28 protein-coding genes and 1 pseudogene are annotated in these 26,798 nt (G+C 67.8%); 21 read left to right on the top strand and 8 right to left on the bottom strand.

Annotation, left to right across the window (positions count from 1 at the left end; all coding sequences use genetic code 11):
* Window positions 1-73: 73 nt before the first annotated feature.
* The gene (gene kefC, locus ACEOAB_RS24860; protein WP_056595205.1) at window positions 74-1,936 is read right to left on the bottom strand and encodes a glutathione-regulated potassium-efflux system protein KefC; all 1,863 of its coding nucleotides are present in this window, start codon (window positions 1,934-1,936) and stop codon (window positions 74-76) included.
* Window positions 1,937-2,656, bottom strand: a complete 720-nt coding sequence (gene kefF / locus ACEOAB_RS24855) for a glutathione-regulated potassium-efflux system oxidoreductase KefF (RefSeq protein WP_413749413.1) — start codon at window positions 2,654-2,656, stop codon at window positions 1,937-1,939.
* Between the two features lie 93 nt (window positions 2,657-2,749).
* Between kefF and ACEOAB_RS24850 the strand changes: the two genes are divergently transcribed.
* Together ACEOAB_RS24850 and ACEOAB_RS24845 are read left to right on the top strand one after the other, a co-directional pair.
* The gene (locus tag ACEOAB_RS24850) at window positions 2,750-3,370 is read left to right on the top strand and encodes a ParA family protein (protein WP_413749414.1); all 621 of its coding nucleotides are present in this window, start codon (window positions 2,750-2,752) and stop codon (window positions 3,368-3,370) included.
* An 80-nt stretch (window positions 3,371-3,450) separates the two neighbouring features.
* Window positions 3,451-3,912: a MaoC family dehydratase gene (locus tag ACEOAB_RS24845; protein ID WP_056595199.1), complete on the top strand. Its 462-nt coding sequence runs from the start codon at window positions 3,451-3,453 to the stop codon at window positions 3,910-3,912.
* A 19-nt stretch (window positions 3,913-3,931) separates the two neighbouring features.
* Here ACEOAB_RS24845 and trmL read toward each other — a convergent pair whose 3' ends face one another.
* Both trmL and ACEOAB_RS24835 read right to left on the bottom strand, forming a co-directional pair.
* Window positions 3,932-4,393, bottom strand: a complete 462-nt coding sequence (gene trmL, locus ACEOAB_RS24840) for a tRNA (uridine(34)/cytosine(34)/5-carboxymethylaminomethyluridine(34)-2'-O)-methyltransferase TrmL (protein ID WP_413749415.1) — start codon at window positions 4,391-4,393, stop codon at window positions 3,932-3,934.
* Window positions 4,394-4,424: 31 nt separating this feature from the next.
* The gene (locus ACEOAB_RS24835) at window positions 4,425-5,129 is read right to left on the bottom strand and encodes a ComF family protein (protein WP_056595196.1); all 705 of its coding nucleotides are present in this window, start codon (window positions 5,127-5,129) and stop codon (window positions 4,425-4,427) included.
* Window positions 5,130-5,182: 53 nt separating this feature from the next.
* Between ACEOAB_RS24835 and ACEOAB_RS24830 the strand changes: the two genes are divergently transcribed.
* The 8 genes from ACEOAB_RS24830 to ACEOAB_RS24795 all read left to right on the top strand — a co-directional run bounded on the left by ACEOAB_RS24830 (window position 5,183) and on the right by ACEOAB_RS24795 (window position 11,666).
* Window positions 5,183-6,097, top strand: a complete 915-nt coding sequence (locus ACEOAB_RS24830; protein ID WP_495653165.1) for a class I SAM-dependent methyltransferase — start codon at window positions 5,183-5,185, stop codon at window positions 6,095-6,097.
* A 199-nt stretch (window positions 6,098-6,296) separates the two neighbouring features.
* Window positions 6,297-6,773, top strand: coding sequence for a DUF2244 domain-containing protein (locus tag ACEOAB_RS24825; protein ID WP_056595854.1), 477 nt, complete (start codon window positions 6,297-6,299; stop codon window positions 6,771-6,773).
* A gap of 59 nt (window positions 6,774-6,832) precedes the next feature.
* On the top strand, window positions 6,833-8,011 hold the full coding sequence (gene coxB / locus ACEOAB_RS24820) for a cytochrome c oxidase subunit II (RefSeq protein WP_056595193.1): 1,179 nt from the start codon (window positions 6,833-6,835) through the stop codon (window positions 8,009-8,011).
* Between the two features lie 43 nt (window positions 8,012-8,054).
* Window positions 8,055-9,695 carry a cytochrome c oxidase subunit I gene (gene ctaD, locus ACEOAB_RS24815; protein WP_056595191.1) on the top strand — a complete coding sequence of 547 codons (1,641 nt, stop codon included), beginning with the start codon at window positions 8,055-8,057 and terminating at the stop codon, window positions 9,693-9,695.
* 14 nt (window positions 9,696-9,709) lie between these two features.
* A complete protein-coding gene (locus ACEOAB_RS24810) occupies window positions 9,710-9,826 on the top strand; it encodes a cytochrome oxidase small assembly protein (protein ID WP_007836360.1) in 117 nt (38 codons plus the stop codon).
* Between the two features lie 29 nt (window positions 9,827-9,855).
* Entirely contained in the window at window positions 9,856-10,509 is a 654-nt protein-coding gene (locus ACEOAB_RS24805) for a cytochrome c oxidase assembly protein (RefSeq protein ID WP_413749607.1), read from the top strand.
* Entirely contained in the window at window positions 10,506-10,721 is a 216-nt protein-coding gene (locus tag ACEOAB_RS24800; protein WP_007836356.1) for a DUF2970 domain-containing protein, read from the top strand. Before ACEOAB_RS24805 ends, ACEOAB_RS24800 begins: the two co-directional genes overlap by 4 nt.
* 63 nt (window positions 10,722-10,784) lie before the next feature.
* Complete coding sequence (locus ACEOAB_RS24795; protein ID WP_056595187.1) at window positions 10,785-11,666, top strand: cytochrome c oxidase subunit 3; 882 nt, start codon at window positions 10,785-10,787, stop codon at window positions 11,664-11,666.
* Window positions 11,667-11,746: 80 nt separating this feature from the next.
* Here ACEOAB_RS24795 and ACEOAB_RS24790 read toward each other — a convergent pair whose 3' ends face one another.
* The gene (locus ACEOAB_RS24790; RefSeq protein WP_056595186.1) at window positions 11,747-11,977 is read right to left on the bottom strand and encodes a twin transmembrane helix small protein; all 231 of its coding nucleotides are present in this window, start codon (window positions 11,975-11,977) and stop codon (window positions 11,747-11,749) included.
* A gap of 27 nt (window positions 11,978-12,004) precedes the next feature.
* Here ACEOAB_RS24790 and ACEOAB_RS24785 point away from each other — a divergent pair, with 27 nt between their 5' ends.
* From ACEOAB_RS24785 to ACEOAB_RS24760, 6 genes are read left to right on the top strand one after another with little or no spacing between them, the layout of a single operon-like run.
* Window positions 12,005-12,856 carry an SURF1 family protein gene (locus ACEOAB_RS24785; RefSeq protein ID WP_413749608.1) on the top strand — a complete coding sequence of 284 codons (852 nt, stop codon included), beginning with the start codon at window positions 12,005-12,007 and terminating at the stop codon, window positions 12,854-12,856.
* Window positions 12,843-13,523 (top strand): redox-active disulfide-containing membrane protein, encoded by a 681-nt coding sequence (locus tag ACEOAB_RS24780; protein WP_413749609.1) that lies wholly within the window; start codon window positions 12,843-12,845, stop codon window positions 13,521-13,523. The genes ACEOAB_RS24785 and ACEOAB_RS24780 overlap by 14 nt, the downstream gene beginning before the upstream one ends.
* Before the next feature lie 17 nt (window positions 13,524-13,540).
* Complete coding sequence (locus tag ACEOAB_RS24775) at window positions 13,541-14,761, top strand: COX15/CtaA family protein (protein ID WP_413749610.1); 1,221 nt, start codon at window positions 13,541-13,543, stop codon at window positions 14,759-14,761.
* Window positions 14,758-15,663 carry a heme o synthase gene (gene cyoE / locus ACEOAB_RS24770; protein ID WP_413749611.1) on the top strand — a complete coding sequence of 302 codons (906 nt, stop codon included), beginning with the start codon at window positions 14,758-14,760 and terminating at the stop codon, window positions 15,661-15,663. The genes ACEOAB_RS24775 and cyoE overlap by 4 nt, the downstream gene beginning before the upstream one ends.
* A gap of 10 nt (window positions 15,664-15,673) precedes the next feature.
* Entirely contained in the window at window positions 15,674-16,291 is a 618-nt protein-coding gene (locus ACEOAB_RS24765; RefSeq protein WP_413749612.1) for an SCO family protein, read from the top strand.
* Window positions 16,292-16,301: 10 nt separating this feature from the next.
* Window positions 16,302-17,129: a DNA alkylation repair protein gene (locus tag ACEOAB_RS24760; RefSeq protein ID WP_413749613.1), complete on the top strand. Its 828-nt coding sequence runs from the start codon at window positions 16,302-16,304 to the stop codon at window positions 17,127-17,129.
* Between the two features lie 44 nt (window positions 17,130-17,173).
* Here ACEOAB_RS24760 and rpoH read toward each other — a convergent pair whose 3' ends face one another.
* Both rpoH and ACEOAB_RS24750 read right to left on the bottom strand, forming a co-directional pair.
* Window positions 17,174-18,115 (bottom strand): RNA polymerase sigma factor RpoH, encoded by a 942-nt coding sequence (rpoH, locus tag ACEOAB_RS24755; protein WP_413749614.1) that lies wholly within the window; start codon window positions 18,113-18,115, stop codon window positions 17,174-17,176.
* 97 nt (window positions 18,116-18,212) lie between these two features.
* Window positions 18,213-18,677, bottom strand: a complete 465-nt coding sequence (locus ACEOAB_RS24750; protein ID WP_056595170.1) for an Mpo1 family 2-hydroxy fatty acid dioxygenase — start codon at window positions 18,675-18,677, stop codon at window positions 18,213-18,215.
* A 182-nt stretch (window positions 18,678-18,859) separates the two neighbouring features.
* Between ACEOAB_RS24750 and ACEOAB_RS24745 the strand changes: the two genes are divergently transcribed.
* The 3 genes and pseudogenes from ACEOAB_RS24745 (at window position 18,860) to ACEOAB_RS24735 (ending at window position 22,632) form a co-directional block, all read left to right on the top strand.
* Window positions 18,860-19,579: a response regulator transcription factor gene (locus ACEOAB_RS24745; RefSeq protein WP_413749615.1), complete on the top strand. Its 720-nt coding sequence runs from the start codon at window positions 18,860-18,862 to the stop codon at window positions 19,577-19,579.
* Window positions 19,576-21,410: pseudogene (locus tag ACEOAB_RS24740) on the top strand (ATP-binding response regulator). Before ACEOAB_RS24745 ends, ACEOAB_RS24740 begins: the two are co-directional and overlap by 4 nt.
* 169 nt (window positions 21,411-21,579) lie before the next feature.
* Complete coding sequence (locus tag ACEOAB_RS24735) at window positions 21,580-22,632, top strand: hypothetical protein (RefSeq protein ID WP_495653164.1); 1,053 nt, start codon at window positions 21,580-21,582, stop codon at window positions 22,630-22,632.
* An 87-nt stretch (window positions 22,633-22,719) separates the two neighbouring features.
* Here the strand turns inward: ACEOAB_RS24735 and ftsY are convergent, their stop codons facing one another.
* On the bottom strand, window positions 22,720-23,940 hold the full coding sequence (ftsY, locus tag ACEOAB_RS24730) for a signal recognition particle-docking protein FtsY (protein WP_495653163.1): 1,221 nt from the start codon (window positions 23,938-23,940) through the stop codon (window positions 22,720-22,722).
* A 29-nt stretch (window positions 23,941-23,969) separates the two neighbouring features.
* Here ftsY and ACEOAB_RS24725 point away from each other — a divergent pair, with 29 nt between their 5' ends.
* Entirely contained in the window at window positions 23,970-25,409 is a 1,440-nt protein-coding gene (locus ACEOAB_RS24725) for a M16 family metallopeptidase (protein WP_495653162.1), read from the top strand.
* A gap of 18 nt (window positions 25,410-25,427) precedes the next feature.
* Window positions 25,428-26,798 (top strand): M16 family metallopeptidase, encoded by a 1,371-nt coding sequence (locus tag ACEOAB_RS24720; RefSeq protein ID WP_413750969.1) that lies wholly within the window; start codon window positions 25,428-25,430, stop codon window positions 26,796-26,798.

Below are 26,798 nucleotides of genomic sequence, written 5' to 3'. Positions count from 1 at the left end.
CCAGCCCTTCCTGGCTGGGGCGTTCCAAGCCCGACGTGATGTCGGGCCCCCTGAAGGCGCGAGCGGAGGGGCGCTACGCGTCCGCCTCTTCCTTCGTTGCCTCGTCTTCGTCGATCCGCTCCCAGTCGCGCCCCGAGCGCCGCTGCCGCTCCTCGCGCTCGCGCGCCATCTGTTCCTCGAACTGCTGGCGGCCCGCCTTGTTGGCCGCGATCAGCTTGGCGCGGTCCTTGTAGTGCGGATAGATCTCGTCGCTGAGCTTGATATTCCGGCGGCGAAAGCGCATGGCCGATTCGCGCGCTTCATGCGCCGGCCAGCCCAGTGCTTCGAGCGTGGTGCGGGCGCTGCGCAGCGATGACTCGAACACCTCGCGCTCCACGTCCGTCACGCCGCGGTCGCGCAGCTGGAACAGGTGGGTCACGTTGCGGGCCCGCGCGATGATGCGCGCCTGCGGAAAGTTCTCCCGCACGAGATCGACGATTTCGAGCGACTGCTCGATGTCGTCCACCGCCACCACGATGGCCTTGGCCGAGCCGGCGCCCGCAGTGCGCAGCAGGTCGAGCCGCGTGGCATCTCCGTAGAACACGCGAAAGCCGAACTGGCGCAGGCCTTCGACGGTGTCGGCGTCGTGGTCGAGCACGGTCACGCGCAGGCCCTGCGACATCAGCATGCGGCCGACGATCTGGCCGTATCGGCCGAAGCCGCAGATCAGCACCTTGGCGTCCTGCTGCTCCGAAATCTCTTCCAGCTGGGTGCCGCCGTTGCGGCTGTAGCGCGGCAGCACGAACTTGTCGAGCAGCACCAGCAGCAGCGGCGACAGCAGCATCGACAGTGCGACCGCGCCGATCAGCAGCGAGGTGATCTCGGGCGGCAGCACGTCGGGCCCCGCGGCCTGGAACACCACGAATGCGAACTCGCCGCCCTGCGCCAGCAGCAGCGTGAACACCGGGCGCTCCTGGTAGGCGATGCCCATGGCCTTGGCGAGCGCGTAGATCACCACCAGCTTAACGGCCATGAAACCGACCACCAGCATCGCCATGACCCAGGGGCTCGCGATCAGCACGCCGAAGTTGATCGACATGCCCACGGCGATGAAGAACAGGCCCAGCAGCAGGCCCTTGAAGGGCTCGATGTCGGTCTCGAGCTCGCGCCGGTATTCGCTCTCGGCCAGCAGCACGCCGGCGAGGAACGCGCCGAGCGCCATCGACAGGCCGACCGCCTGCATCAGCGCGGCGATGGCCACCACCAGCAGCAGGGCGGCGGCGGTGAAGATCTCGGGCGTGTCGCTGCGCGCGATCCAGCGCAGGATGGGACGCAGCAGCAGCCGGCCGCCGAGGATGATGCCGCCGATCACGCCGATGATCTTCGCGGCTTCCAGCGCGCGTTCGAGGCCGGTGATGGACTGCTCGGCCGCGGTGGCGCCCGCGAGCAGCGGCAGCAGCGCGAGGATCGGAATCGCGGCCACGTCCTGGAACAGCAGGATCGAGAAGCCGGCCTGGCCGCTGGGCGTCTTCAGCAGGTTGCGCTCGCCGAACACCTGCAGCGCGATGGCGGTGGACGACAGCGCGAGGCCCAGCGCGGCCACCAGCGCCACGCGCCATTCGGCGCCCACGGCCCAGCCCGCGGCGAACAGCACGGCGGCGCAGCTCAGCACCTGCGCGGCGCCCCAGCCGAAGATGGGACGGCGCAGGTTCCACAGGCGCTTGGGTTCGAGTTCGAGGCCCACGAGGAACAGCATCAGCACCACACCGAACTCGGCGAAGTGCAGCACGTCCTCGACGCTGGACACGAGGCCCAGTCCCCAGGGGCCGATGGCGATGCCGGCCACGAGGTAGCCGATGATCGAGCCGAGGCCCAGGGCCTTCGACAGCGGCACCACCAGCACGGCGGCGCCCAGGTAGATCAGGCTGTTGGTCAGCCAGGCGGGTGCGTGTTCCATTCAGGCCGCCTTGCTGTTGTCTGCGGCCGTGGCCGCGAGGCCGTGGGCCATGGCAGCCTGGAGGGCGCTGGAGACCACTTGGCCGATGTCGTCGGTGTCGGCTGGCCGGTCGCTCTCGGGCACGGGGCAGGCCACGCAGGCGTCGATCTCCTCGATCTCCGGCCAGTCGGGGTAGCTGCCGAGGCGCTGGGCAAAGGTTTCGACGTGCGACGCCACGTCCGCCTCGCTGGCGCTGCGCGCGCCGTAGAAGACCAGCGGCGGCAGGAAGCGCATGCCGCACAGCGCGGCGGTCTGCTCGTAGGGCGGCAGGAAGGCGTCGAAGAAATAGCGGTGGTAGTTCTGCGGGTGGTACGCGGCCTCGGGGCTGCCGGTGGTGGCGACCAGCCAGAGGTCCTTGCCCTGCAGCGCCGTGCCGCCGGGGCCGTAGGCCCAGCCGTAGGCGAGCACGTCGTCGACCCAGAGTTTTTGCAGCGCGGGCATCGAGTACCACTGGATCGGATGCACCAGCACCACCAGGTCGGCCTTGGCGAGCCGGGCCTGCTCGGCTTCGACGTCGATGGCGAAGTCGGGGTAGCTGCCGTAGAGGTCGTTGACGTCGATGCCCGGCACGGCGCGTGCGGCGGCGAGCATGCGGCGGTTGACGCGCGAGTCGCGCCAGTGCGGGTGGGCCGCGAGCACGTAGATGCCGCCGGAATTTCCCGTGGGTGTTGTTGTCGTCATGCCGCGAACATAGCGCAGTCAAGGCCGGTTCGTCGGGCGAAAGGGCGCCGGCGACTACCATTCCCGCTGTCCCTGTTCCGGAGGAGAGCTTTTATGCCGGTGGTTCTGGTCGCCAATCCCAAGGGTGGCGTAGGCAAGTCGACGATCGCGACCAACGTCGCGGGCTACTTCGCAAGCCACGGCCATGCCGTGATGCTGGGCGACGTGGATCGCCAGCAATCCTCGCGGCTCTGGCTGGGCCTGCGTCCGCCGATGGCCCGGCCCATCGCCACCTGGGAGGCCATCGGCGACAGCACGGTGGTGCGGCCGCCTCGCGGCACCACGCACGCGGTGCTCGACACGCCGGCCGGCCTGCACGGCTGGCGCTTCAAGGAAGTGCTGGCGCTGGCCGACCGGGTGATCGTGCCGCTGCAGCCGAGCATCTTCGACATCTACGCGACGCGCGACTTCCTCGACCGGCTGCTGGAAGACCGCCGCGCCGAAAAGACGAAGATCGGCCTCGTCGGCATGCGCGTGAACGCCCGCACGCTGGCGGCCGACCGGCTCCACGAATTCATCGCGGGGCTCGGCGTGCCGGTGATCGGCGAACTGCGCGACACGCAGAACTACGTGCAGCTCGCGGCGCGCGGGCTCACGCTGTTCGACATCGCGCCGGGCCGCGTCCAGCGCGACCTGGAGCAGTGGCAGCCGATCCGCGAATGGCTCGACGCCTGATCCAGGCTCCCGGTTTTCCCTGAGCCCGGTTGTCGCAAGCCCGACAGCCGGGCGAACACCCTGCACGCCAGAATGCCCGGATGACCAAAAAGACATTCCAGACCCTTCAGGATCTCGCCGCCTGCGTTGGCCAGGAGGTCGCCGTGAGCGACTGGATCACCATCACGCAGGCGCAGGTCAACCAGTTCGCCGAGGCGACGGGCGACCACCAGTGGATCCATATCGATGTCGAGCGGGCCAAGGCCGGCCCCTTCGGCGGGCCGATCGCCCATGGTTTCCTCACGCTGTCGCTGCTGCCGCGCTTCTTCGAGACGGCGATCGACGTGGTCGAGTCGCGCATGGGCGTGAACTACGGCATGAACCGGGTGCGCTTCATGTCGCCGGTGCCGGTGGGCAAGCGGTTGCGGGCGCGCATGAAGCTGCTGAGCTCGGAGCCGATCGCCGACGATGGCTTCCAGATGACCTGGGAAGTCACCATCGAGCTCGAAGGCGCGGCCAAGCCGGCGTGCGTGGCCGAGTCGGTGGTGCGGCGCTACCGCTGAGGCGTCGGGCTTTTTCGTTTCAGCCGAAGCCGTTCTGTCGCCAGGCCTCGAACACCGTCACGGCCACCGCATTCGAGAGATTCAGGCTGCGCTGGCCCTCGCGCATCGGCAGGCGCAGGCGCTGCGGCTCGGCGAAGCCGTCGCGTACCGCGGATGGCAGGCCGCTGGTCTCCGAGCCGAACACCAGCCAGTCGCCGGGCTGGAAGCGCACGTCGTGCACGGCCCGCGTGCCGCGCGTGGTGAGGGCGAACATGCGGTCGGCGGCCGGTTGCTCCGTGGCGAGCAGCGCTTGCCAGTCGGCATGGCGCTTCACTTCGGCGTACTCGTGGTAGTCGAGCCCTGCGCGGCGCAGCAGGCGGTCGTCCATCGAAAAACCGAGCGGCTCGACCAGGTGCAGCGTGCAGCCGGTGTTGGCGGCGAGCCGGATCACGTTGCCGGTGTTCGGCGGGATTTCGGGGTGGACCAGGACGATATGGAACATGCGCCGATTGTCGGCGGGCCGCGTCGGAGGTTCAGCGCGGCGGATCGGTCCGGGCCAGCACGATGGCCGTGACATGGGCCGCGCCCGCCAGCCGCAGCACTTCGGCGGCCGCGAACAGCGAGGCGCCGCTGGTCATCACGTCGTCCACCAGCACGAGGCGCCGGCCGCGCAGCTTCTCGGCGCGCAGCGGCTCCACGGCGAAGGCGCCGCGCAGGTTGTGCAGCCGGTCGGCGCGCGAAAGGCCGCTCTGCGCGGGCGTCTCGCGGGTGCGCAGGAGCAGGGTGGCGTCGGTCTTGGCAGGCGACAGCCGCCGCGCCAACTCGTGCGCCTGATTGAAGCCGCGTTCGCGCAACCGACCAGGCGCCAGCGGCATCGGCAGCACGCTGTCGCAAGCCTCCAGCGCCGGCTCCACCCATGGCGTGCTGCGCAGCAGCGTGGCGAACGGGTCGGCCCAGCCGGCCTCGCCCTGGAACTTGAATGCCGTGATGGCGTCCGGCCACGGCCATGCGTAGGTGCAGGCCGCGAGGCAGGCGTCCAGCGGCGGCGGGTGCTTCACGCAGTCGCCGCAGCGGCTCACGCCTTCGGGCACGGGCAGGGCGCAACTGCTGCAGCGCGCGGTGGGCGGGGCGAAGCGGGCCACGCAGGCATCGCACACCGGGCGCGACGGCCAGGCGCGGCAGACCGCGCACTGGCTGGGCAGCCGTGCGAGCAGCGAGGCGAAAGACCCGAAGGGCATGAAAGGCCACAAGGCCCGATGGCTGGACATGGCCTCAATATACTCACGGCCCCATGGCCACCGACCCCTCACGACGACCGCCGACCATCGATGCCACGGCGGCCGCCCGCTGGCGCCAACTCGCGCCTGCCGACGGCTCCCCCTGGCTGCACGAGGAAATCGGCCGCCGGATGGAAGACCGGCTGCAATGGATCAAGGCCCAGCCCCGCACATGGGCCGATTGGGCACCGCTGCGCAGCGGCCTCGAGGCGCATGAACTCGTCGCCCGCCGCTACAAGGACGCGGCTTCCTTCGTGATCGAGCCGGAGCCCGCGCTGGCCGCCGCCACCGGCCAGGCGCTGGCCGCCCCATGGTGGAGCGCGCGCCGCTGGCAGGCCGGCAAGGCGCGCTTCGACGCGCCGCCGGAAGACGGCGTCGACCTGCTCTGGGCCAACATGTCGCTGCACATGGCGGCCGACCCGGAAGCGCTGATCGCGCACTGGCACAAGCTGGTGGCAACCGACGGCTTCCTGATGTTCTCCTGCCTCGGGCCCGACACCGTGCGCGAGTTGCGTGCGCTGCATGCCCGGCTCGGCTGGCCGGCCGCGGGCCACGAGTTCACCGACATGCACGACTGGGGCGACATGCTGGTGCACGCCGGCTTCGCCGAACCGGTGATGGACATGGAGCGCATCGTGCTGACCTGGGCCACGCCCGAGGCGGCGCTGGCCGAGCTGCGCACGCTGGGCCGCAACCTGCACCCGGCGCGCTTCCCGGCGCTGCGCGGCAAGGCCTGGCACCAGTCGCTGAAGAAGGCGCTGCCCGAGCTCGCTCCGGCCGAAGAGGGCGCCGGGCGCATCGCGCTGACCTTCGAGGTCATCTACGGACACGCGTTCAAGCCGGTGCCGCGCGTGTCGCTGTCGGCCGAAAGCGCGGTGTCGCTGCGCGAGATGCGCTCGATGCTCCAGCGCGGCCGACCGGGTGCCTGATACTGGCCTTTTTGCCTAGTTAGTAGTGACCCGTAGGCGTCCTCCACGCAACGCGGGCGCCGATATCTACCCGCTACAATCCGCCGTTGCGTGGAACCCGCGGGTATTGTCCCGCGATCGACGGGTGTCGGATCCTGTTTGTACGAAGGTGTACGAGGGGTTGGGCGACCATCGACGCACCGATTTGCTGAACTCGCCCGTGTCGAATTCCGTGTTTCGATTTGCCACCGTTTCAGGCCAGAGCATCCACTGGTTCCTGAAGCGGAACTGCTCGGTGACGCCGAGCCAGCTGGGCTGGCTCTACGCCTCGCTGTGCGTGGTATCGCTCGGCACCGGCACCCTGTTCTGGCTGCACGGTGCGCCGCTGGTTCTGCCTTTTGCCTGGCTCGAGCTGGCCGCTGTCGGGTTTGCGTTCATGGTCTATGCACGGCATGCGACCGACGGCGAGAAGATCGCGCTGCAGGAGGGGCGGCTCGTCGTGGAGCTCGAAAACGGCGGGCACTACGAACGCACGGAATTTCTTCCGCACCAGGTGCGGATCGAACCGCAGACCGGCGATCGCTCGCTGATCGAGGTCTCGGGGCAGGGTCGATCGGTCAGGGTGGGGCGCTATGTACGCCCGGAGTTGCGTGCGGCTTTGGCCCGCGAGATTCGCATGGCGTTGCGTGGCGCCTGAGGGGGCTCGCGCAGTGCTGCACGGTTGGGTTGTCGATAAATTGAAGAAACGTGAACACGATGAAGAGCATTTGGCGCAATAAGTACAGGCCGGCGAATCTGTTGCTGGCGGCCGGCGCGGCTTTCAGCAGCGCGGCGCACGCAGTCAACGATCTGCCCGGCGGCCCTTCGGTTCGCCAGTTGAATCTTCCGGTCGGTGTGACCAAGATCGCGCAGGAGCAGCATCTGCTCCACACGATCATGATGATTCTGTGCACGGTCATCTTCGTCGCCGTGTTCGCGGTCATGTTCTATTCGATCTGGAAGCACCGCAAGTCGGTCGGCCACAAGGCCGCCAACTTCCATGAATCGGTGGTGGTCGAGGTCATCTGGACCATCGTGCCCTTCCTCATCGTGATCGTCATGGCGCTGCCCGCCACCAAGGTGCTGGTGGCCCAGAAGGACACCACCAACGCCGACCTCACGATCAAGACCACCGGCTATCAGTGGAAGTGGGGCTACGACTACCTGAACGGCGAAGGCGAGGGCCTGGCTTTCATCTCCACGCTCGACAGCTCGCAGCGCGCCATGTCCGACGCCGGCGCCAAGGGCGCGGTGCCCGACGACTACCTGCTCAAGGTCGACAACCCGCTGGTGGTGCCGGTCAACAAGAAGGTCCGCATCATCACCACCGCGAACGACGTGATCCACGCCTTCGCCGTGCCGCAGCTGGGCTTGAAGCAGGACGCGATTCCCGGCTTCGTGCGCGACACCTGGTTCCGTGCCGAGACCGTGGGCGACTACTACGGCCAGTGCCAGGAACTGTGCGGCAAGGAACACGCCTACATGCCGATCCACGTGAAGGTGGTCTCGTCGGCCGACTACACGACCTGGGTGGCCGCCAAGCGCAAGGAAGCCGCCGCCAAGCTCGACGACCCGACCAAGGTCTGGACCCTGCCCGACATGCTCGTTCGTGGCGAGAAGGTCTATGCCGCCAACTGCGCCGCCTGCCACCAGGCCAACGGCAAGGGCGCGGGCCCGATCAAGGCGCTCGACGGCGACGCGAAGGTGCTCGATGCCGACCACTCGGTGCAACTGCATGTGCTGCTCAACGGCCAGAACAACGGCGCGATGCCGTCCTGGAAGCAGCTGAGCGATACCGACCTCGCGGCCGTGGCCACGTACACCAAGAACAGCTGGTCGAACAAGACCGGCCAGCTGGTGCAGCCGGCCGAAGTGCTGGCCCTGCGCGGCAAGTGATGCGACAGCGTCCCGCGACGAAGAAATTGCAAGGAACAACGAAATGAGTGCAGTCCTCGACCCCCACGGTCACGCCGCCCACGGCGACCACGCACACGACGAGCATCACGACCACCACGCGCCCACCGGCTGGCGCCGCTGGGTCTTCGCGACCAACCACAAGGACATCGGCACGCTCTACCTGCTGTTCAGCTTCACCATGCTGATGGTGGGCGGCGTGCTCGCGCTGCTGATCCGCGCCGAGCTGTTCCAGCCCGGCCTGCAGCTGGTGAACCCCGAGCTGTTCAACCAGTTCACCACCATGCACGGCCTGATCATGGTGTTCGGCGCCATCATGCCGGCCTTCGTGGGCTTCGCGAACTGGATGATCCCGCTGCAGGTGGGCGCCTCCGACATGGCGTTCGCGCGCATGAACAACTTCAGCTTCTGGCTGCTGATTCCCGCGGCGCTGATGCTTGTCGGTTCGTTCTTCATGCCCGGCGGCGCACCCGCTGCCGGCTGGACGCTCTACGCACCGCTCACGCTGCAGATGGGCCCCTCGATGGACGCCGGCATCTTCGCGATGCACATCATGGGCGCCTCGTCGATCATGGGTTCGATCAACATCATCGTGACCATCCTCAACATGCGCGCGCCCGGCATGACGCTGATGAAGATGCCGATGTTCTGCTGGACCTGGCTCATCACCGCCTACCTGCTGATCGCCGTGATGCCTGTGCTCGCAGGCGCCATCACGATGACGCTGACCGACCGCCACTTCGGCACCAGCTTCTTCAATCCCGCCGGCGGCGGCGACCCGGTGATGTACCAGCACATCTTCTGGTTCTTCGGCCACCCCGAGGTCTACATCATGATCTTGCCGGCTTTCGGCATCATCAGCCAGGTGGTGCCGGCCTTTGCCCGCAAGCGCCTGTTCGGCTACGCCTCGATGGTGTACGCCACCTCGTCGATCGCCATCCTGTCGTTCATCGTGTGGGCGCACCACATGTTCACGACCGGCATGCCGCTCACCGGCCAGCTGTTCTTCATGTACGCGACCATGCTGATCGCGGTGCCCACGGCGGTGAAGATCTTCAACTGGATCGCGACGATGTGGCAGGGCTCGATGACCTTCGAGACGCCCATGCTGTTCGCGGTCGGCTTCATCTTCGTGTTCACGATGGGCGGCTTCACCGGCCTGATCCTCGCGGTCGCACCGATCGACACGCAGCTGCAGGACACCTACTACGTGGTGGCCCACTTCCACTACGTGCTGGTGGCCGGCTCGCTGTTCGCCATGTTCTCGGGCTTCTACTACTGGGTGCCCAAGTGGACCGGCGTGATGTACAACGAAACGCGCGGCAAGGTGCACTTCTGGTGGTCGCTGATCTCGTTCAACGTGACCTTCTTCCCGATGCACTTCCTGGGCCTGGCGGGTATGCCGCGCCGCTACGCCGACTACCCGATGCAGTTCGCCGACTTCAACGCCGTGGCGTCGGTCGGTGCCTTCTTCTTCGGCTTCGCGCAGGTGTACTTCTTCCTGTTCGTCGTGCTGCCCACCATGCGCGGCAAGGGCGAGAAGGCTGTTCAGAAGCCGTGGGAAGCCGCTGAAGGCCTCGAGTGGGAAGTGCCGTCGCCGGCGCCGTTCCACACCTTCGAGACCCCGCCCAAGCTCGACGCGACCGCCACCAAGGTGATCGGCTGACAGGCCGCACGACGATGACGACGCCTGAACAAAGAAAGAACAACCGGCGCATGGGGCTCACGCTGGCCTCCATCGCGGTGATCTTCTTCATCGGCTTCATCGTCCGCATGGTCTTCTTCAGCGGCCGCTGACCGCCAACCGAACGGGAGCAGCACGCACCATGAGCCTCGGCCCACGCATTCGCCGCGCCAATGTGCGCATGGTCGGCAAGCTGGCCGTCGTGGCTTGCGGCATGTTCGCCTTCGGCTATGCGCTGGTGCCGATGTACCGCGCGATCTGCGAAATGACCGGCATCAACATCCTCGCGCTCTCCGAGCTCGAAGTGCCGGGCGGCGCCAGTGGCGGCAAGAACGTGCGCGTGCCCGACAACACGCAGGTCGACATGACCCGCACCATCACGGTCGAGTTCGACTCCAACGTGCGCGGCGGCCTCTGGGACTTCAAGCCCGCGGAGCGGACCATCCAGGTGCACCCCGGCCAGCTCAACACGGTGATGTACGAGTTCCAGAACGTGCAGAACCGCCGCATGGCCGCACAGGCCATCCCGAGCTACGCGCCGCAGCAGGCTGCGCCCTACTTCAACAAGCTCGAGTGCTTCTGCTTCAACCAGTACACGCTCGATCCGGGCGAGAAGAAGCAGTGGCCGGTCGCATTCGTGATCGATCCCAAGATTTCCAAGGACGTGAAGACCATCACGCTGTCGTACACCTTCTTCGAGGTGGGCGGCAAGACGCCCGCGGCCCCGGTGGCCGCCGTTGCGAATACTGCACCGGTGGCCGCCGTTTCCAGGACTTCCGATGAGCCGCGCTCGTGACCGATCCCTCGTCGAACCGGCCGAAGGCTTCACTGTGGGACACGGTGAAGGCGGTGGGCTGGTCGTTCTTCGGTGTTCGCAAGAACAGCGCCTACCAGGAAGACCTGGGCAAGCTGAATCCGCTGCACATCATCGCGGTGGCGTTCGTTGCAGTGATCGTCTTCGTGGTCGGGCTGGTGCTGCTGGTGCGCCACGTGGTCGCAGCAGCCTGACGGTGAAACCCCCGACAAGCAGAATCCATTGAATCGAGAGAAGAAAGAAAGCCAGGAGCTGATATGAGTTCAACCACCCACGGCACCACGCCCTACTACTTCGTGCCCGGACCATCGGCCTATCCGGTCTCGGCCGCGATCGGCCTGTTCTTCGTGATCCTGGGCGCCGCGCAATGGATCAACGGCCACGAGTGGGGCGCATGGTCCCTGCTGGCCGGCATGGTGATCTGGCTCGGCACGCTGTTCGTGTGGTTCCGCGCCGCCATCGGCGAAAGCGAGAGCGGCCAGTACGGCCACAAGGTCGACCTCTCGTTCCGCTGGAGCATGAGCTGGTTCATCTTCTCGGAAGTGATGTTCTTCGGCGCGTTCTTCACGGCGCTTTGGTGGGCCCGCACCCACGCGCTGCCGGCGCTCGGCGGCCTGGACAACGCGATCCTCTGGCCCGACTTCAAGGCCGTGTGGCCCAGCGCCGCTGCCGGCGCCACCGGCTCGCCGGCCGGCATCGTCGAACCCTTCCAGACCGTTGGCCCGTTCTGGCTGCCGACGATCAACACCGCGTTGCTGCTGAGTTCGGGCGTGACGCTCACCATCGCCCACCACGCATTGCGTGCCGGCCACCGCGCACAGACGATCCGCTTCATGTGGCTCACCGTGCTGCTCGGCCTGACCTTCCTGAGCGTGCAGGGCTACGAGTACCACCACCTGTACACCGAGCTGAACCTCAAGCTCAGTTCGGGCGCCTACGGTTCGACCTTCTTCATGCTGACCGGCTTCCACGGCCTGCACGTGTTCATCGGCATGCTGATGCTGCTGTTCATCACGCTGCGCCTGCGCAAGGGCCACTTCACGCCGGAGCGCCACTTCGGCTTCGAGGGCGCGGCCTGGTACTGGCACTTCGTGGACGTGGTCTGGCTCGGCCTCTACATGCTGGTCTATTGGCTTTGAGCGAAGAATCTCGTCCCGGCATTCCAGAAAAAAGGCGCCGCAAGGCGCCTTTTTCATGGTTCTCGTGGAACGAGCACCATCTACTTGCCGACCGGGAGCCCGGTGGGCTGGATGTAGCCGAGTTTCCAGGCCAGCAGCAGGCAGAGGAACAAAAACACCGAGAGGCCGATCCGAACGGTGAGCGCGCGCGCCATGCCGCCGCTCTTGGCGCGCCCGTTGCGCCCGTCCTTCAGCATGAAGAACAGGGCAAACGCGAGGCTCGCGAAGATGCCCAGGAACACCAGGGCGACGAAATATTTCATGACCCCCATTATCGGCCGCACGCCCCGTTCCCTCCAGTGACTCCTGAACCCCTGTATTCCGAAGACCGGCGCCGGCCGGGCCGTTTCTGGCTCATCACCATCGCTGCCGTGCTGACGGCGGCAGCCACCGTTTCGCTGGGCCGCTGGCAGTTGTCGCGCGCCGCGCAGAAAGAATCGCTGCAGGCCGACATCGAGGCCCAGAAGCTGAAGCCGGCGCTGACCCAGGCCGAGTTTTTGGCGATGGCGAAGCCCTCCGACGCGATGCATCGCCCGGTGCGCCTGCGCGGCCTGTGGCTGACGCCGCAGACCGTATTTCTCGACAACCGCCAGATGCACGGCACGCCAGGCTTCTACGTGCTGACGCCCTTCGCCCTGGAAGGCACCGAACAGACGGTGATGGTGCAACGCGGCTGGATCCAGCGAAATTTCGTCGACCGCACGCAGCTGGGCGCGGTCGAGACGCCGGCCGGCATCGTCGAGGTCACGGGCCTGGTCGAGCCGCCGCCGAGCCATCTGCTGGAATTGGGCACGCCCGCATCCGCACCGGCCGCGGCTGCTTCGGCGCCTGCCCCGGCGGCGTCCGCACCGGCCGCTCCGGCATCGGCCGCCAAGGGGTATTCGCCCATCCGGCAAAATCTCGACCTGGAAGCCTTCCGCGCCGAAACCAAGCTGCCGCTGCGCACCGACGTGTCGCTGCAGCAGAGCGGACCGGCTTCCGAGGGCCTGCAGCGCGACTGGCCGGCCCCGGCGCTGGGCCTGGAGAGGCACTACGGTTACGCATTCCAGTGGTTCGGCCTGTCGGCCCTCGTCGTCATCCTCTATGTCTGGTTCCAATTCATCACACCCCTCCGCCGCTCGAGGCGCCGCGCGCGCGATGGCCGCTTCTGACGAGCCGCTGGGCCTGACGGTGCATTCGATGCCGTCGCCCAACCAGGCGCTCGACGGCGCGGAGGGCCGGCGCACGGTCATGGGGCGCTGGAAGATGATCGCCGTGATGCTGATGTGCGCGGCGCCCGTCATTGCCTCGTACTTCACCTACTACGTGATCCGGCCCGAAGGCCGCAGCGTCTACGGCGAACTGGTCGACCCGCAGCGCGAGCTGCCGAAGCTGACGGCCACCGACCGCAACGGTGCGCCGGTGGACATCGCCACGCTCAAGGGCCAGTGGCTGCTGGTGGCCGTGGCCGATGCAGCCTGCGATGCGCTCTGCGAGCAGCAGCTCTACCTGCAGCGCCAGCTGCGCGAGAGCCTGGGCCGCGAGAAGGACCGCATGGACCGTGTCTGGCTCGTGAGCGACGCCGCGCCCGTGCCCGAGCGCCTGAACAACGGCCTGCATGGCGCGACGGTGCTGCGCGTGCCGGCCGACCAGCTGGCCAAGTGGCTTGCTCCCATGCCGGGCCACTCGCTGGCCGAACACCTCTACGTGGTCGATCCGATGGGCAACTGGATGATGCGTTTCCCCGCCCGCATGGACGCGGCCGGTGCCAGCCGCGCCAAACGCGACCTCGACCGCCTGCTGCGCGCCTCGGCGTCGTGGGACGAACCGGGCCGCTGACCGCCTCCGACTTGCCCATGGACACGACCACCTCGCTCTACGATCTGACGCCTATCGCCTGGCTCATGGCGGCGGGCGTGCTGATCGCGCTCGGCCCGCTGGTGTGGGTCTGGCGGCGCAACGCGGGCGCGGGTCCGGCGCGGCGGCTGCATGCGTTGACCGTGCTCACGCTGTTCCTCACCTTCGACCTCACGCTGTTCGGCGCCTTCACGCGGCTCACCGACTCCGGCCTGGGCTGCCCCGATTGGCCCGGCTGCTACGGCAACGCCAGCCCGGCCGGCGCGCGCCACGAAATCGCGATGGCGCAGGCCGCCCAGCCGACCGGCCCCGTCACGCACAGCAAGGCATGGGTGGAGATGGTCCACCGCTATCTGGCGACGGGTGTCGGCGTGCTGATCCTCACGCTCGCGGGTGCCACCTGGATCGTGCGCCGCCGCCAGCGCCGCGCGCCGCCGCCGTCGAAAGACGGCGAGCACCACGCCACGCTCAGCGCATGGTGGCCGGCATTTACCTTGGTCTGGGTCTGCCTGCAGGGCGCCTTCGGTGCACTCACGGTGACCTGGAAGCTCTTCCCCGCCATCGTCACGCTGCATCTGCTCGGTGCCGTGGTGTTGCTGGCGCTGCTCTGCATCCAGGCCGCGCACTACCGGCAGACGGCTGCGCAGCGGCTGCCCACCGCCGTATCGCCCGCACTGCGCAACGGGCTCATTGCGACCACCGTGCTGCTGGGGCTGCAGATCGCGCTCGGCGGCTGGGTCAGCACCAACTATGCGGTGCTGGCCTGCACGCAATTCCCCATCTGCCAGGACAGCTGGTGGCCGGCCATGAACTTCGCGCAGGGCTTCGAGATCTGGCGTCACCTCGGTGTGACCGGCGAGGGCCAGCCGCTCGATTTTTCCGCGCTCACCGCCATCCACTACGCGCACCGGCTGATGGCCTATGCGGTGTTCGTCGCGCTCGGCGTGCTCGCATGGCACCTGCGCCGCATCGCGGCGTTGCGTCCGCAGGCGCGCTGGCTCGCGGGGCTGGCGCTGCTTCAGCTCGCCACGGGTCTTGGCAACGTGCTGCTGGGCTGGCCGCTGGCCGCGGCGGTGCTGCATACCGGCGGCGCCGCTGCGCTCGCCGTGGTGCTCACCTGGGCGCTGTGCGAGAGCCGGCGCGATCCCGCGGCGCTGATCGTGCGTGCCGGTGACAATGCGTCCGCCAACAACAATAGCCAGAGGAAGGCCCCCGCGTGAGCACCCCGATCCCCGTTCAGCAAACCAGCACCGCGAACGTGCTGCGCCAGTTCTACGCGCTGACCAAGCCGCGCGTGGTGCAGCTGATCGTGTTCTGCGCGCTGATCGGCATGGTGCTGGCCGTCCCCGGTCTGCCTTCGTGGGCCGATGTGCAGCGCGCGGCGCTGGCCTGCATCGGCATCTGGCTGGTGGCCGGTGCCGCTGCCGCGTTCAATTGCCTCGTCGAGAAGGGCATCGATGCCAAGATGAAGCGCACCGCGTGGCGTCCTACGGCGCGCGGCGAACTCAGTGACAGGCAGGCGCTGGTTTTCTCGGCGCTGCTGTGCGCGGCGGGTTCGGCGCTGCTGTGGTTCACGGTCAATCCGCTCACCATGTGGCTCACCTTCGCCACCTTCGTCGGCTACGCGGTGATCTACACCGTGATCCTCAAGCCGCTGACGCCGCAGAACATCGTGATCGGCGGCGCCTCGGGCGCGATGCCGCCGGTGCTGGGCTGGGCCGCGATGACGGGCTCCCTCGACCCCGGGGCGTGGATTCTTTTCCTCATCATCTTCCTGTGGACGCCGCCGCACTTCTGGGCGCTGGCGCTCTACCGCGTCGAGGACTACCGCAAGGCCGGCCTGCCGATGCTGCCGGTCACGCATGGCAACGAATTCACGCGGCTGCAGGTGCTGCTGTACACCTTCATCCTGTTCGCGGCCTGCCTGATGCCCTTCATCTACGGCATGAGCGGTTGGCTGTACCTGGCGGTGGCCGTCGCGGTGAGCGTCGGCTTCACCGGTTATGCGTTTGCGCTGTGGCGCAACTATTCCGACACGCTGGCGCGCAAGACCTTCCGCTTCTCGCTGATCCACCTGAGCGTGCTGTTCCTGGCGCTGCTCGTCGATCACTACCTTCACTGACCAAGTCTTCATGAACAAGCGCAACGCTCTTCGACTGATGGCCACGGGCGCCGGCTGGGTGGGCGTGGCCGCTGCCCTGGGCCTGGGCATCGCGGGCTGCGGCGAGACCAAGCAGAACTTCAACGCCGTCGACATCACCGGCGCGGACTACGCCAAGGACTTCTCGCTGAAGGACGCCGACGGCAAGGTCCGCACCATGGCCGACTTCAAGGGCAAGGTGGTCGTGCTGTTCTTCGGCTATGCGCAATGCCCCGACGTCTGCCCGACCACCATGACCGAGATGGCGCAGGTCAAGCAGCAGCTCGGCAAGGACGGCGACAGGCTGCAGGTGCTGTTCGTCACGGTCGATCCGGCGCGCGACACGGCCGAGGTGCTCAAGGCCTACATGGGCGCGTTCGACCCGAGCTTCGTCGCGCTGATCCCCACGCCCGACGAGTTGGCCGCTGTCGCGAAGGACTACAAGGTCTACTACAAGAAGGTCGACGGCAAGACGCCCACCAGCTACTCGATGGACCACTCGGCCGCCAGCTATGTCTACGACACGCAGGGCCGGCTGCGGCTCTATGCGCGCTATGGCGCGGGCGTGCCGTCGATGGTGTCGGACCTGAAGACGCTGCTGGCTTCTTGAGGAAGACCGCTTGTTGGCCGCCGTGGACTCGGTCGAGCACCTGAAAGGGCGCAAGGGCGCCTTCCGCATCGCGCTGATCCCGCCCGAGGTGCTCAGCGCACTCAACGACGGGCTGCTCGAAACCGTCAACCTCAACGAATTCATGGCGCTGGAGCTGCCCCGGCTGGCGCGCAGCGTGGCGGGGCACATCGGGCTCGACGCGCAGGGCGAGCGGCTGGTCGACACGCTCGCGATGCTGGGCGCTTTCAAGCCCATGCGGCGGCACGGGCACATCGCGCGTGCGCTCTACGACATGGCGGCACTGCACGGCGAGCGTGACGCTGTCGCGCATCGGCTGGCCACGCACGCGAGCGACGTGGCCCGCTGCTGGGCCGCGCAGTGGGTCACGTTGTCGGGCCTGCCGCTGGCGGCGCAGCTGGAGGCGGTGCGCCGCTTCGCCGCCGATTCGCATTTCGGCGTGCGCGAGATCGCCTGGATGGCGGTGCGCGACGAGGTCATTGCGTCGCTCGACGAAGCGCTTGCGCTGCTGCAGCCGTGGGTCTCCGATGCCGACCCCAACATCCGCCGCTTTGCGAGCGAACTCACGCGACCGCGCGGCGTGTGGTGCGCGCAGATCGATGCGCTCAAGACCGAGCCGTGGCGGGCCTTGCCGCTGATCGAGCCGCTGCGCGCCGACCCCAGCCGCTACGTGCAGAACTCGGTCGCCAACTGGCTCAACGACGCAAGCAAGAGCCAGGGCGAGTGGGTCGACAAGCTCTGCGCGCGGTGGGTGGCAGAGTCGGACACGGCCGAAACCCGCTACATCGCGAAGCGGGCGCTGCGAACGCTCTCCAAATGAAGAAAGCCCGGGAATGCCGGGCTTTCTTCTGGATGGGGCAAGGCTTACGCGTAGTCCGCAAGCGCCTTTTTCATCTTCTTCATGGCCGCCACTTCGATCTGGCGGATGCGCTCGGCGCTCACGCCGTACACCGCGGCCAGGTCGTGCAGCGTCATGCCGCCCGAGCCGTCGTCGTTGACCTTGAGCCAGCGCTCTTCCACGATGCGGCGGCTGCGGTCGTCCAGCGCTTCGAGCGCGGTAGCGATGCCGTCGCTCGACAGGCGGTCGCGCTGCTGCGATTCGAGCAGTGCGGTCGGTTCCTGCGTGGCATCGGCCAGGTAGGCAATCGGGCCGAAGGCTTCATCGCCGTCGTCGGTGGGGCCCGGATCGAGCATGACGTCGCCGCCCGACAGGCGGGTTTCCATCTCGAGCACTTCCTCGGGCTTGACGTTCAGCCGGGTCGCCATCTGCGACACCTCGTCGGGGCTCAGCGTATCGCGGTGCGTGCCGTTGTCGGCCGCGGCCGAGTCGGCCTTGAAGCCCTGCTTCATCGAGCGCAGGTTGAAGAACAGCTTGCGCTGGGCCTTGGTCGTCGCGACCTTGACCATGCGCCAGTTCTTCAGGATGTACTCATGGATCTCGGCCTTGATCCAGTGCATGGCGTAGCTCACGAGCCGCACGCCCTGGTCGGGGTCGAAACGCTTCACGGCCTTCATGAGGCCGACGTTGCCTTCCTGGATCAGGTCGCCGTGCGGCAGCCCGTAGCCCAGGTACTGGCGGGAAATGGACACCACGAGGCGCAGGTGCGACAGCACCAGCGCGCCGGCGGATTCGAGGTCGTTGTGGTCGCGCAGCTTGCGTGCGAAGCCCTGCTCTTCTTCGAGCGTGAGCAGCGGCAGGCGGTTGGCAGCCGAAATGTAGGCGTCCAGGTTGCCCAGCGGGGGAACCATCGACCATGGGTTGGCGACGGCCAGCTGGTTGGCAGAGACTCCAGACAGCGTTGTCATCAGGGAAACTCCTTTGTGTGGGCCATATTAGCACTCGATTAGAGGGAGTGCTAAACCAAGGGTTCCCTTGAATTTCTATCGTCGTGATAGAGCAGGGCTACCAGCGTACTCCCAGCTTTAGGAAAAGCTTGGACAGCACGAACAACGGTCCGACCCAGAGATATTGGAGGTCTTCGAAGAACGAAGGCTTCTTGCCCTCGATCTTGTGGCCCACAAACTGGAAGATCCAGGCCACCACAAAGATAGCGGCTGAAATCGGCAATACAAGTCCGTCCATCGCATGCACCAGCGCCAAGGCCAGCGCGGTCAGGGCGAGCATGGCCAGCAGGAAGGCCGGCGAGCGCAGCAGGACGTAGTAGACGAGGCTGGCGGCCACGAAACCGTAGGCCACCCAGGGATGGAGCGCGAACAGCAGGCCGACGATGCTCAGCATGATGGCCGGGATGGCCACGAAATGGATCAATTCGTTGGTCGGATTGCGGTGGCTCTCCTCGTAGTGGGCGAGCAGCCGGTCGACTTTGCGGTCGCTCGATCCAAGGGGGGCGGCGGCGGTGTGCGTCATGGCGAGTCTCCGGGGCGCCGTGGGATGCGGCGAGATATTCGATGGTGCCCACGGCAAAGCCCGATGGCAAGCGCGCCTGCCACGGAATTGCTATGAAAAATGTAGCATCAAGAACCACGGCTGCTGCGCACGCCGTGACTTTGTGCACTGTCGCCAAAAGGCCCCGTCGCTAAGATCGGCACGTGCCGTCCTTCGACTCTCCATCCGCATCTCTGTCACCGGCCGCGGAGGCCAGCGCCTCCACCCGCGCACCCGGGGCGATCCTCGTCGTGGACGACCACGACCTGCTGCGTCTGGGCGTCTGCGCGCTGGTCCAGGCGCAGGCCGCCTCGTCCGGCGCGAGCATCGAGGTCTTCGAGGCTGCCAACGCCGCCGATGCGATCGCGCTGTACGAAACCCACCAGGCCTCCATCGGCCTGGTGCTGCTCGATCTGGCGCTGCCCGACACGCACGGCCTGAGCGGACTGGCGGAGTTCCGCCGGCGCTTTCCGGTCGCGCGCATCGTGGTGCTCTCGGGCACCGGCAGCAGCACGCTGGCGCAGGGCGTGCTCGCGCTGGGCGCCGCCGCTTTCCTGCCGAAGTCGGCCGACCTGAAGGAAGTGGTGAGCTTCATCCGCGCCTGTGGCCTGCTCGATCCAGCTTCGCCCGACGCGGCGGAACTGCCGCCCCCGGCAATGCCCAAATCGCTCGCCGGTTATGCGGAATTCGCGCACGCCAGCGCCTGGCGGGAGCTCACGCCGCGGCAGATGCAGGTGCTGCAATGGGTGCTCGAAGGCAAGGCCAACAAGGAAATCGCACAGCTCGCAAACCTGAGCGAGGGCACGGTGAAGAACCATGTCTCGACCATCCTGCTGCTGTTCGGCATGCGTTCCCGCGCCCAGTTGATCAGCACCCTGCATTGAGCGTGCAGTCCGTCGCGCCGAACGACCCGCCCGCCGATCAGGCGCTCGCCCAGCGCGTGCTGCGCGAGCACGTCGCCTCGGTCTACGACACCTACCGCACTTCGACGCTGACCCACATGGCCTTCGTGGTGGTGTTCGGCGCCATCATCTATTCGCAGCTGAAGAACCCGAACCTGCTGTTCTGGCTGGCCGGTCTGCTGATGGCCGACGTCTATGTCTTCTTCACGCCGCGATGGAACCCCTCGCGCCCCGCGCGCGAAAGCGCGTACTGGGCGCGCAAGATTTCGCGCATGGTCACGCTCGTCAGCATGATCACGGCGGTGGTGCCCTGGCTCATCGTTCCGTACGACAACCTGCCGATGACCTCGCTGCTGATGGCCGTCGTCGTGGGCAGTTGCTCTCGCGCCGCACAGTCGCTGTGGCCGCTGAAGGCCGCGCTGTTCGGCTACACGCTGCCCATGTCGCTGGGCCTGCTCACGGCGCTGGCGTGGCAGGGCGACGGCCTGCATCTTTTTCTGGCTGCGGCCGGCGCGGCCTACCTGCTGCTGACGCTGCGCGCGGGCATCGGCCAGCACAAGCTCCTGACCGAATCGCTCATGCTGCGCTTCGAGAACGAGGCGCTGGCCGCGCGGCTCGGCGAGCAGATCGCCGCGACCGAGCGCGCGAGCGAAGAAAAACGCGCTTTCTCGGCGCCGCCAGCCATGACCTGCGCCAGCCGCTGCACGCCATCGCCCTGTTCGGCGCCGCACTCGAGAACGAATTGCGCGGCCGCCCCGAAAGCCGCAACGCCGAGCGCCTGATGCGCGCGGTGAACGCGCTGGGTGCTTCGCTCGACACCATGCTCGACGTCTCGCGCCTCGACGCCGGCGTGATCACGCCCGTGCCGCAGCCGGTGCAGCTCGACGCGCTGTTCCTGCCCCTCAATCACACCTTTGCGGCCCGGGCCGAACAGAAGCAGCTGCAGCTGCGCGTGCGCGCCAGCGGCCTGTGGGTGCACAGCGACCCGCAGCTGCTGCACCGCATGCTGTCGAACCTGATGGACAACGCGCTCAAGTACACCGCACGGGGCGGCGTGACCGTCACGGCCCGCGAGCGCGGCGACGCGGTGTGGATCGAGGTGCGCGACAGCGGCATCGGCATCGCGCCCGAGCAGTCCGGCCGGATCTTCGAGGAGTTCTACCAGATCAACAATCCGGGCCGCGACCGCTCGCGGGGGCTCGGCATCGGGCTGTCGATCGTGCAGCGGCTGTCGCTGCTGCTCCGGCATCCGGTGCAGATGCGTTCGCGGCTGGGGCGGGGCACGCACTTTCGCGTGGTGGTGCCGGCCGTGAGTGCGGCGGAGCGCGCGCTGGCAGGGGTGCAGGCACCGGCCGCCATGGCCGGAGCGACCACCGAGAAGCGCAGCAGCCCCGCGCCGGTCCTGCCCAGCCGCGTGCTGCTGCTGGACGACGAACTCGAAATCCGCGAAGCCATGACCGGCCTGCTGCGTTCCCATGCCATCGACGCCCATGCCGTGGCGGACGAGGCTGGCGCTGCCGCCGCCCTGCAGCAGGCGATCGGCGCGGGCTGTCCCTTCGATCTCCTGCTGTGCGACTACCGACTGGCCGACGGTGCCGATGGGCTCGACGCGGGCCTGCGATTGAGCCAGGGGCAGGGCGGCAGCGCCGGAGTGCCGCTGCTGCTGATCACCGGAGAAACCTCGCCCGATCGGCTGCAGCGCGTGCGCGAATCGAAGGTGCCGGTCTTGTTCAAGCCGGTGGTCGCAGCATCGCTGCTCCAGGCCATGGCGGAACTCGTCATGGCGAAGCAGGCGCGGCGCCCCGACGCCTGAATCCATCGCCATGCACTGAGGCCGCTTCGCGCACCTGACTCGCGAATGCAATGACTTTCGGCACTGGCGAGAGTCAACCTCTCGCCCTACCTTCGATGGAGTCCCCTTGCGGCATGCCAATCCAGGCCGCAGCGGTGCAATTCGAACAATCGACAGCGGAGGTTCTTCAATGAAATTCAAACGAGCGGCGGTCGCGCTTGCAGTGGCGGGCGCCCTTGCCCTGGTCGCATGTGGGGGTGGTGGTGGAGGCGGTGGAGGCGGCGGCGGATTCCCGCTGCTGCCCGGTGACGGCGGCACGCCACCCCCGCCGCCGCCAGCGCCACCGGCACCACCACCACCCGCGCCGCCAACGCCGCCAGCGCCGGCTCCCGTGCCGGCCACGCGCACCTTCATGTACGAGGCGCTGCCGTTGGCAGGCGACCGCGGGGCATTCGCCGCCAACCTCAATGCGCAGGGCGCACGCGGTTTCCGCTTCCTGAGCGGCTTCGCCTTCACGACCAGCCCAACCACCGCCGAACAGGTCGAGGGCTACGTGCGCGACGCCGACACCACCTACAGCTACGAGCTGCATCCGATCACAGCGAACAACGCCGCCTTCCTGACCCAGGCCAACGAGGTCGGCGGGCGCGGTTTTCAGTGGGTCGGTGCGTACATCATCAACGGCGACCAGTTCTACATCTATCGGAAGAACAACGGCACGCCGGGCGTCTTTAGCTACCGGGTCGAGCCGCTGTCGGCGAACAAGGCGGGGTTCCTGGCCCAGGCCAACGGGCAGGGCGCGGAGGGCTACTACAACGTGGCGCCCGCGTTCCTCGTGGGCGATCCCAGTGCCGTGTCGATCTACGAGAGGAACGCGGCCGCCGGCGCTACCTATGCCTACGAGATCGGCGACATCGCCGGCAACGACACCGCCTACCTGGCCCAGCTCAACGAGCGCGGTGGGCGCGGCTTCCGCTCTCGCACCGAGTACCTGTTCGGCGATGGCGGCGGCGTGATCTACGCAAAGGACTTGTCGCAGTCGGCCACCTTCAGCTTCTACACGCTGGAACCCCAGCCCGGCAGCACGGCCTTCATCCAGCAGGCCAACACCGAAGGCGCCAAGGGCAGCGGGCTGGTCGGCGGCATAGGGCTGCCCAGCGGCGCGATCAAGACGCTCTATTTCACGCCGCTCAATTGCGCAACCGGCTCGCTGTGCGTTCCGGTGTCGCTGTTCGGCCTCTGAACCTCCAGCAGCCGGTCAGGGAGCAAGGGAGAGAAAAAGTAGAAAGCGAAAGCGGCCCCGGCGCAAGCAGGGGCCGCTTTTTCCTTTCTATCCGAGCAGCGCCTGCGCGAATTCGCGGGCGTTGAAGGTCTCGAGGTCTTCGAGCTTCTCGCCCACGCCGATGAAATAAACCGGAATCGGCCGCTCGCGCGCAATGGCGCACAGCACGCCGCCCTTGGCGGTGCCGTCGAGCTTGGTCACGACGAGGCCGGTCAGGCCCAGCGTCTCGTCAAAGGCCTTGACCTGCGCGAGCGCGTTCTGCCCGGTGTTGCCGTCGATCACGAGCAGCACCTCGTGCGGCGCCGTGGCGTCGGCCTTGGTGACGACGCGCTTGATCTTCTTGAGCTCGTCCATCAGGTGCAGCTGCGTCGGCAGCCGGCCGGCCGTGTCGACCAGCACCACGTCCTTGCCGCGCGCCTTGCCGGCGTTCACAGCGTCGAAGCTCACGGCCGACGGGTCGCCACCCTCGTTGCTCACGATCTCGACCGTGTTGCGGTCGGCCCAGACCAGCAACTGCTCGCGCGCCGCCGCCCTGAACGTGTCGGCCGCGGCCAGCAGCACCGAGGCGCCTTCGTCGGCCAGGTGCTTGGTGAGCTTGCCGATGGAGGTGGTCTTGCCCGCGCCGTTGACGCCGGCCACCATGATGACGGTGGGCGTGAACCGGCCGATGACCAGTGGTTTCTCAAGCGGGCGGAGCAGGTCGGCGATGGCCTCGGCCAGCAGCACCTTGACCTGCGCCGCGTCGGTGGCCATCTGGCGCTTGACGCGGCCGCGCAGGTCGTCGAGCAGGTACTCGGTCGCTTTCACGCCGGTGTCGGCCATCAGCAGCGCGGATTCGAGTTCTTCATAGAGTGCGTCGTCGATCTGCGCATTGACGAACACGGCCTGGATACCGGTGCCGGTCTTGCGCAGGCCGGTCTTGAGCTTGTCGAACCAGCCCTTGCGCTCGGTGGCGACGGCGGCTTCGATCGCTGGCGCTGGCGCTGGCGCTGGCGCAGGAGTCGGCGCGGGCGCGGGGACCGGTACGGGCGCCGCCACGACCGGCGGCGCGGCAATGGGCGCAGGCGCCGGGGACGGCACGGGTGGCGTCGCAGGCGGGGGCGCAGGAGGCGCTTCTTCAGCCGCCGGCTTCGAACCGAACCAGCTCGAAGGCGAGAACACGGAGCGTGCCGGTGCGGGCTCCGGGGCGGGCGCCGGCGCGGCCGGCGGGTTGGCCGCCGGCGTATCGGGGGTCTCGGCAGGCGGTTTTTTCTTGAAGAAACTGAACATCGGGAGCTTTTTACAATCCGACCCATTCTATGAAACACCTCCCGCCACGCCGTGCTGCGTCTGGTGCGGTGCTGGCGATGGCGCTTCTGGCGCCATGGGCCATGCCTGCGCAGGCCCAGACCGATTCGACTTCCGCCGCCGCAGCCGCGGCGCCCGGCCCCCAGCAATTCACGCTTGCCAACGGCATGACACTGATCGTCCAGCCCGACCGGCGCTCGCCCACGGCGGTGCAGATGGTCTGGGTCCGCGTGGGCTCGATGGACGAGGTCGACGGCACCTCGGGCGTGGCACATGCGCTCGAACACATGATGTTCAAGGGCACCAAGGACATCAAGCCCGGCGAGTTCTCGCGCCGCGTGGCGGCCCTCGGTGGCCAGGAAAACGCCTTCACCACCCGCGACTACACCGGCTACTACCAGCAGATCCCGGTCGGCAGCCTCGAGCAGGTGATGAAGCTCGAATCGGACCGCTTCGCCAACAACCAGTGGGCCGACGACGAGTTCAAGCGAGAGATCGAGGTCGTCAAGGAAGAGCGCCGCCTGCGCACCGAAGACCAGCCGCGCGCGCTGCTCGGCGAGCAGCAGAACGCCGCCGTCTTCACCGCCTCGCCCTACCACCGCCCCGTGGTCGGCTGGATGAGCGACCTCGACGCCATGACGCCCGAGGACGCACGCGCCTTCCTCAAGCGCTGGTACGTGCCCGCCAACGCCGTGCTCGTGGTGGCCGGCGATGTCGACGTGGCCCAGGTGCGCGCCATGGCCGAGAAGTACTACGGCCGCATCGCCTCGCGCGCCGTGCCCGTGCGCAAGCCGCGCCCCGCGCCGGCGCAGCGCGGCAGCCGCCGTGTCGAATTGAAGGCGCCGGCCGAGCAGGCGTACGTGTCGCTGGCCTTCCGCATACCGCAGCTCGCCAACATCGACGACGCGAACAGCGACGCCTGGGCGCTGGTGGTGCTGTCGGCCGTGCTCGACGGCTACGCCGGCGCCCGGCTCGACCGCGCGCTGACGCAAGGCCCCGACCGCGTCGCCGATTCGGCGGGTGCCTATTCGGGATTCATCGGCCGCGGCCCGCAGCTCTTCATGCTCGACGGCGTGCCGGCCGCCGGGAAAAGCGCCGAGGCGGTCGAAGCCGCATTGCGCGCACAGGTCGCGCGCGTCGCCAGGGACGGTGTGGGTGAAACCGAGCTTGCCCGCGTCAAGACCCAGTGGGTGGCGAGCGAGACCTACAAGCGCGACTCGGTGATGGCCCAGGCGCGCGAACTCGGCAGCAACTGGATCCAGGGCCTGCCGCTCGACGCCAGCGAGCGCATCGTCGCCCGGCTGCAATCCGTCACGGCCGCCCAGGTGCAGGCGGTGGCCGCCAAGTATTTCGGCGACGACCAGCTCACGGTCGCCACGCTGCGCCCCCTGCCGCCCGAGGCCAAGCCGCGTGGCCGTGGCTTCGCGGCGCCCGTAGGCGAAATGCGCTGAAAGACAGGTCCCGATTCCATGAAAACTCTCAAGAAGATCGCGCAATGCGCCCTGTTCGCAGGCGCGGCCCTCGTGGGCATCACCAGCGCGCAGGCCGCGCTGCCCATCCAGCAATGGACGCTGGCCAACGGCGCGAAGATCTACCTCGTGTCGACCAACGCGCTGCCGATCGTCGACGTGCAGGTCGACTTCGACGCCGGCAGCCGCCGCGACCCCGCGGCGCAGGCCGGCCTGGCCAGCGCCACCGCGACCATGGTGGAGAAGGGCGTGCAGGCCGGCAAGGGCGGCGAGCCGGCGCTCGACCAGAACGCCCTCGGCGAAGCCTGGGCCGATCTGGGCGCCAGTTTCGACGTGAGCGCGGGCACCGACCGCACCAGCTACTCGCTGCGCACGCTGTCCGATCCCGCGCTGCTGAACAAGGCGGTCGCGCTGGCGTCGCGCGAGATCGGCGAACCTGCCTTTCCGGACGACGTTTGGCAGCGCGAACGCGAACGCATCAACGCGGCCATCAAGGAAGCCAACACCAAGCCCGCGACCATCGCGGGCCGCGCCTTTGCGCTCGCGGTGTACGGCGTGCACCCCTACGGCCAGGAAGTGACGGAAGAGACGCTCGCGCGCATCGACATCGCCGCCATGCGCCAGCGTTACCAGCAGCTCATCGTGCCGTGCCGCGCCAAGCTCAGCATCGTGGGCGCCGTCACGCGCGCCGAGGCCGAGACGCTGGCGACCACGCTGCTGTCGCGGCTCCCGGCGTCGGAGTCCTGCACACCGCTGCCGCCCATTGCGCCGGTGGCCGCGCTGGCGGCGCCGAAGGACGAGCGCATTCCCTTCGACTCGGCCCAGGCCCACGTCTTCGTCGGCCAGCCCGGCTATCCGCGCAAGGACCCGGACCACTTCGCCCTCACGCTCGGCAACTACGTGCTCGGTGGCGGCGGTTTCGTCTCGCGCCTGATGAACGAGGTGCGCGAGAAGCGCGGCCTGACCTACAGCATCTACAGCGGCTTCGCGCCGGGGCTCGATGCAGGCGCCTTCCGCGTCGGCTTCCAGACCCGGCCCGACCAGGCCGAAGAGGCGGTGAAGATGTCGCGCGAAGTGCTCGCCAGGTTCGTGGCCGAAGGGCCGACCGCCAGCGAGCTCAAGGCCGCGAAGGACAACCTGATCGGCGGTTTTCCGCTGCTGCTGGACAGCAACCGCAAGCTCATCGGCAACGTTGCCAACATCGCCTGGCACGACCTCCCGCTGGACTATCTCGACACCTGGACCGCGCGGATGAACGCGGTCACGGCGGCCGACGTCAAGGCAGCCTTCCAACGCAAGCTGCAGCCCGAGCGCATGGTGACGGTGGTGGTGGGCGGCAAGGACGCCAAGACCGCCAAGGCGCAGCCGTAG

This window comes from Variovorax sp. Varisp53, assembly GCF_059491555.1.
The sequence above is the reverse complement of the archived record's forward strand: the minus strand, read 5'-3'. Positions and strand labels throughout refer to the sequence as shown.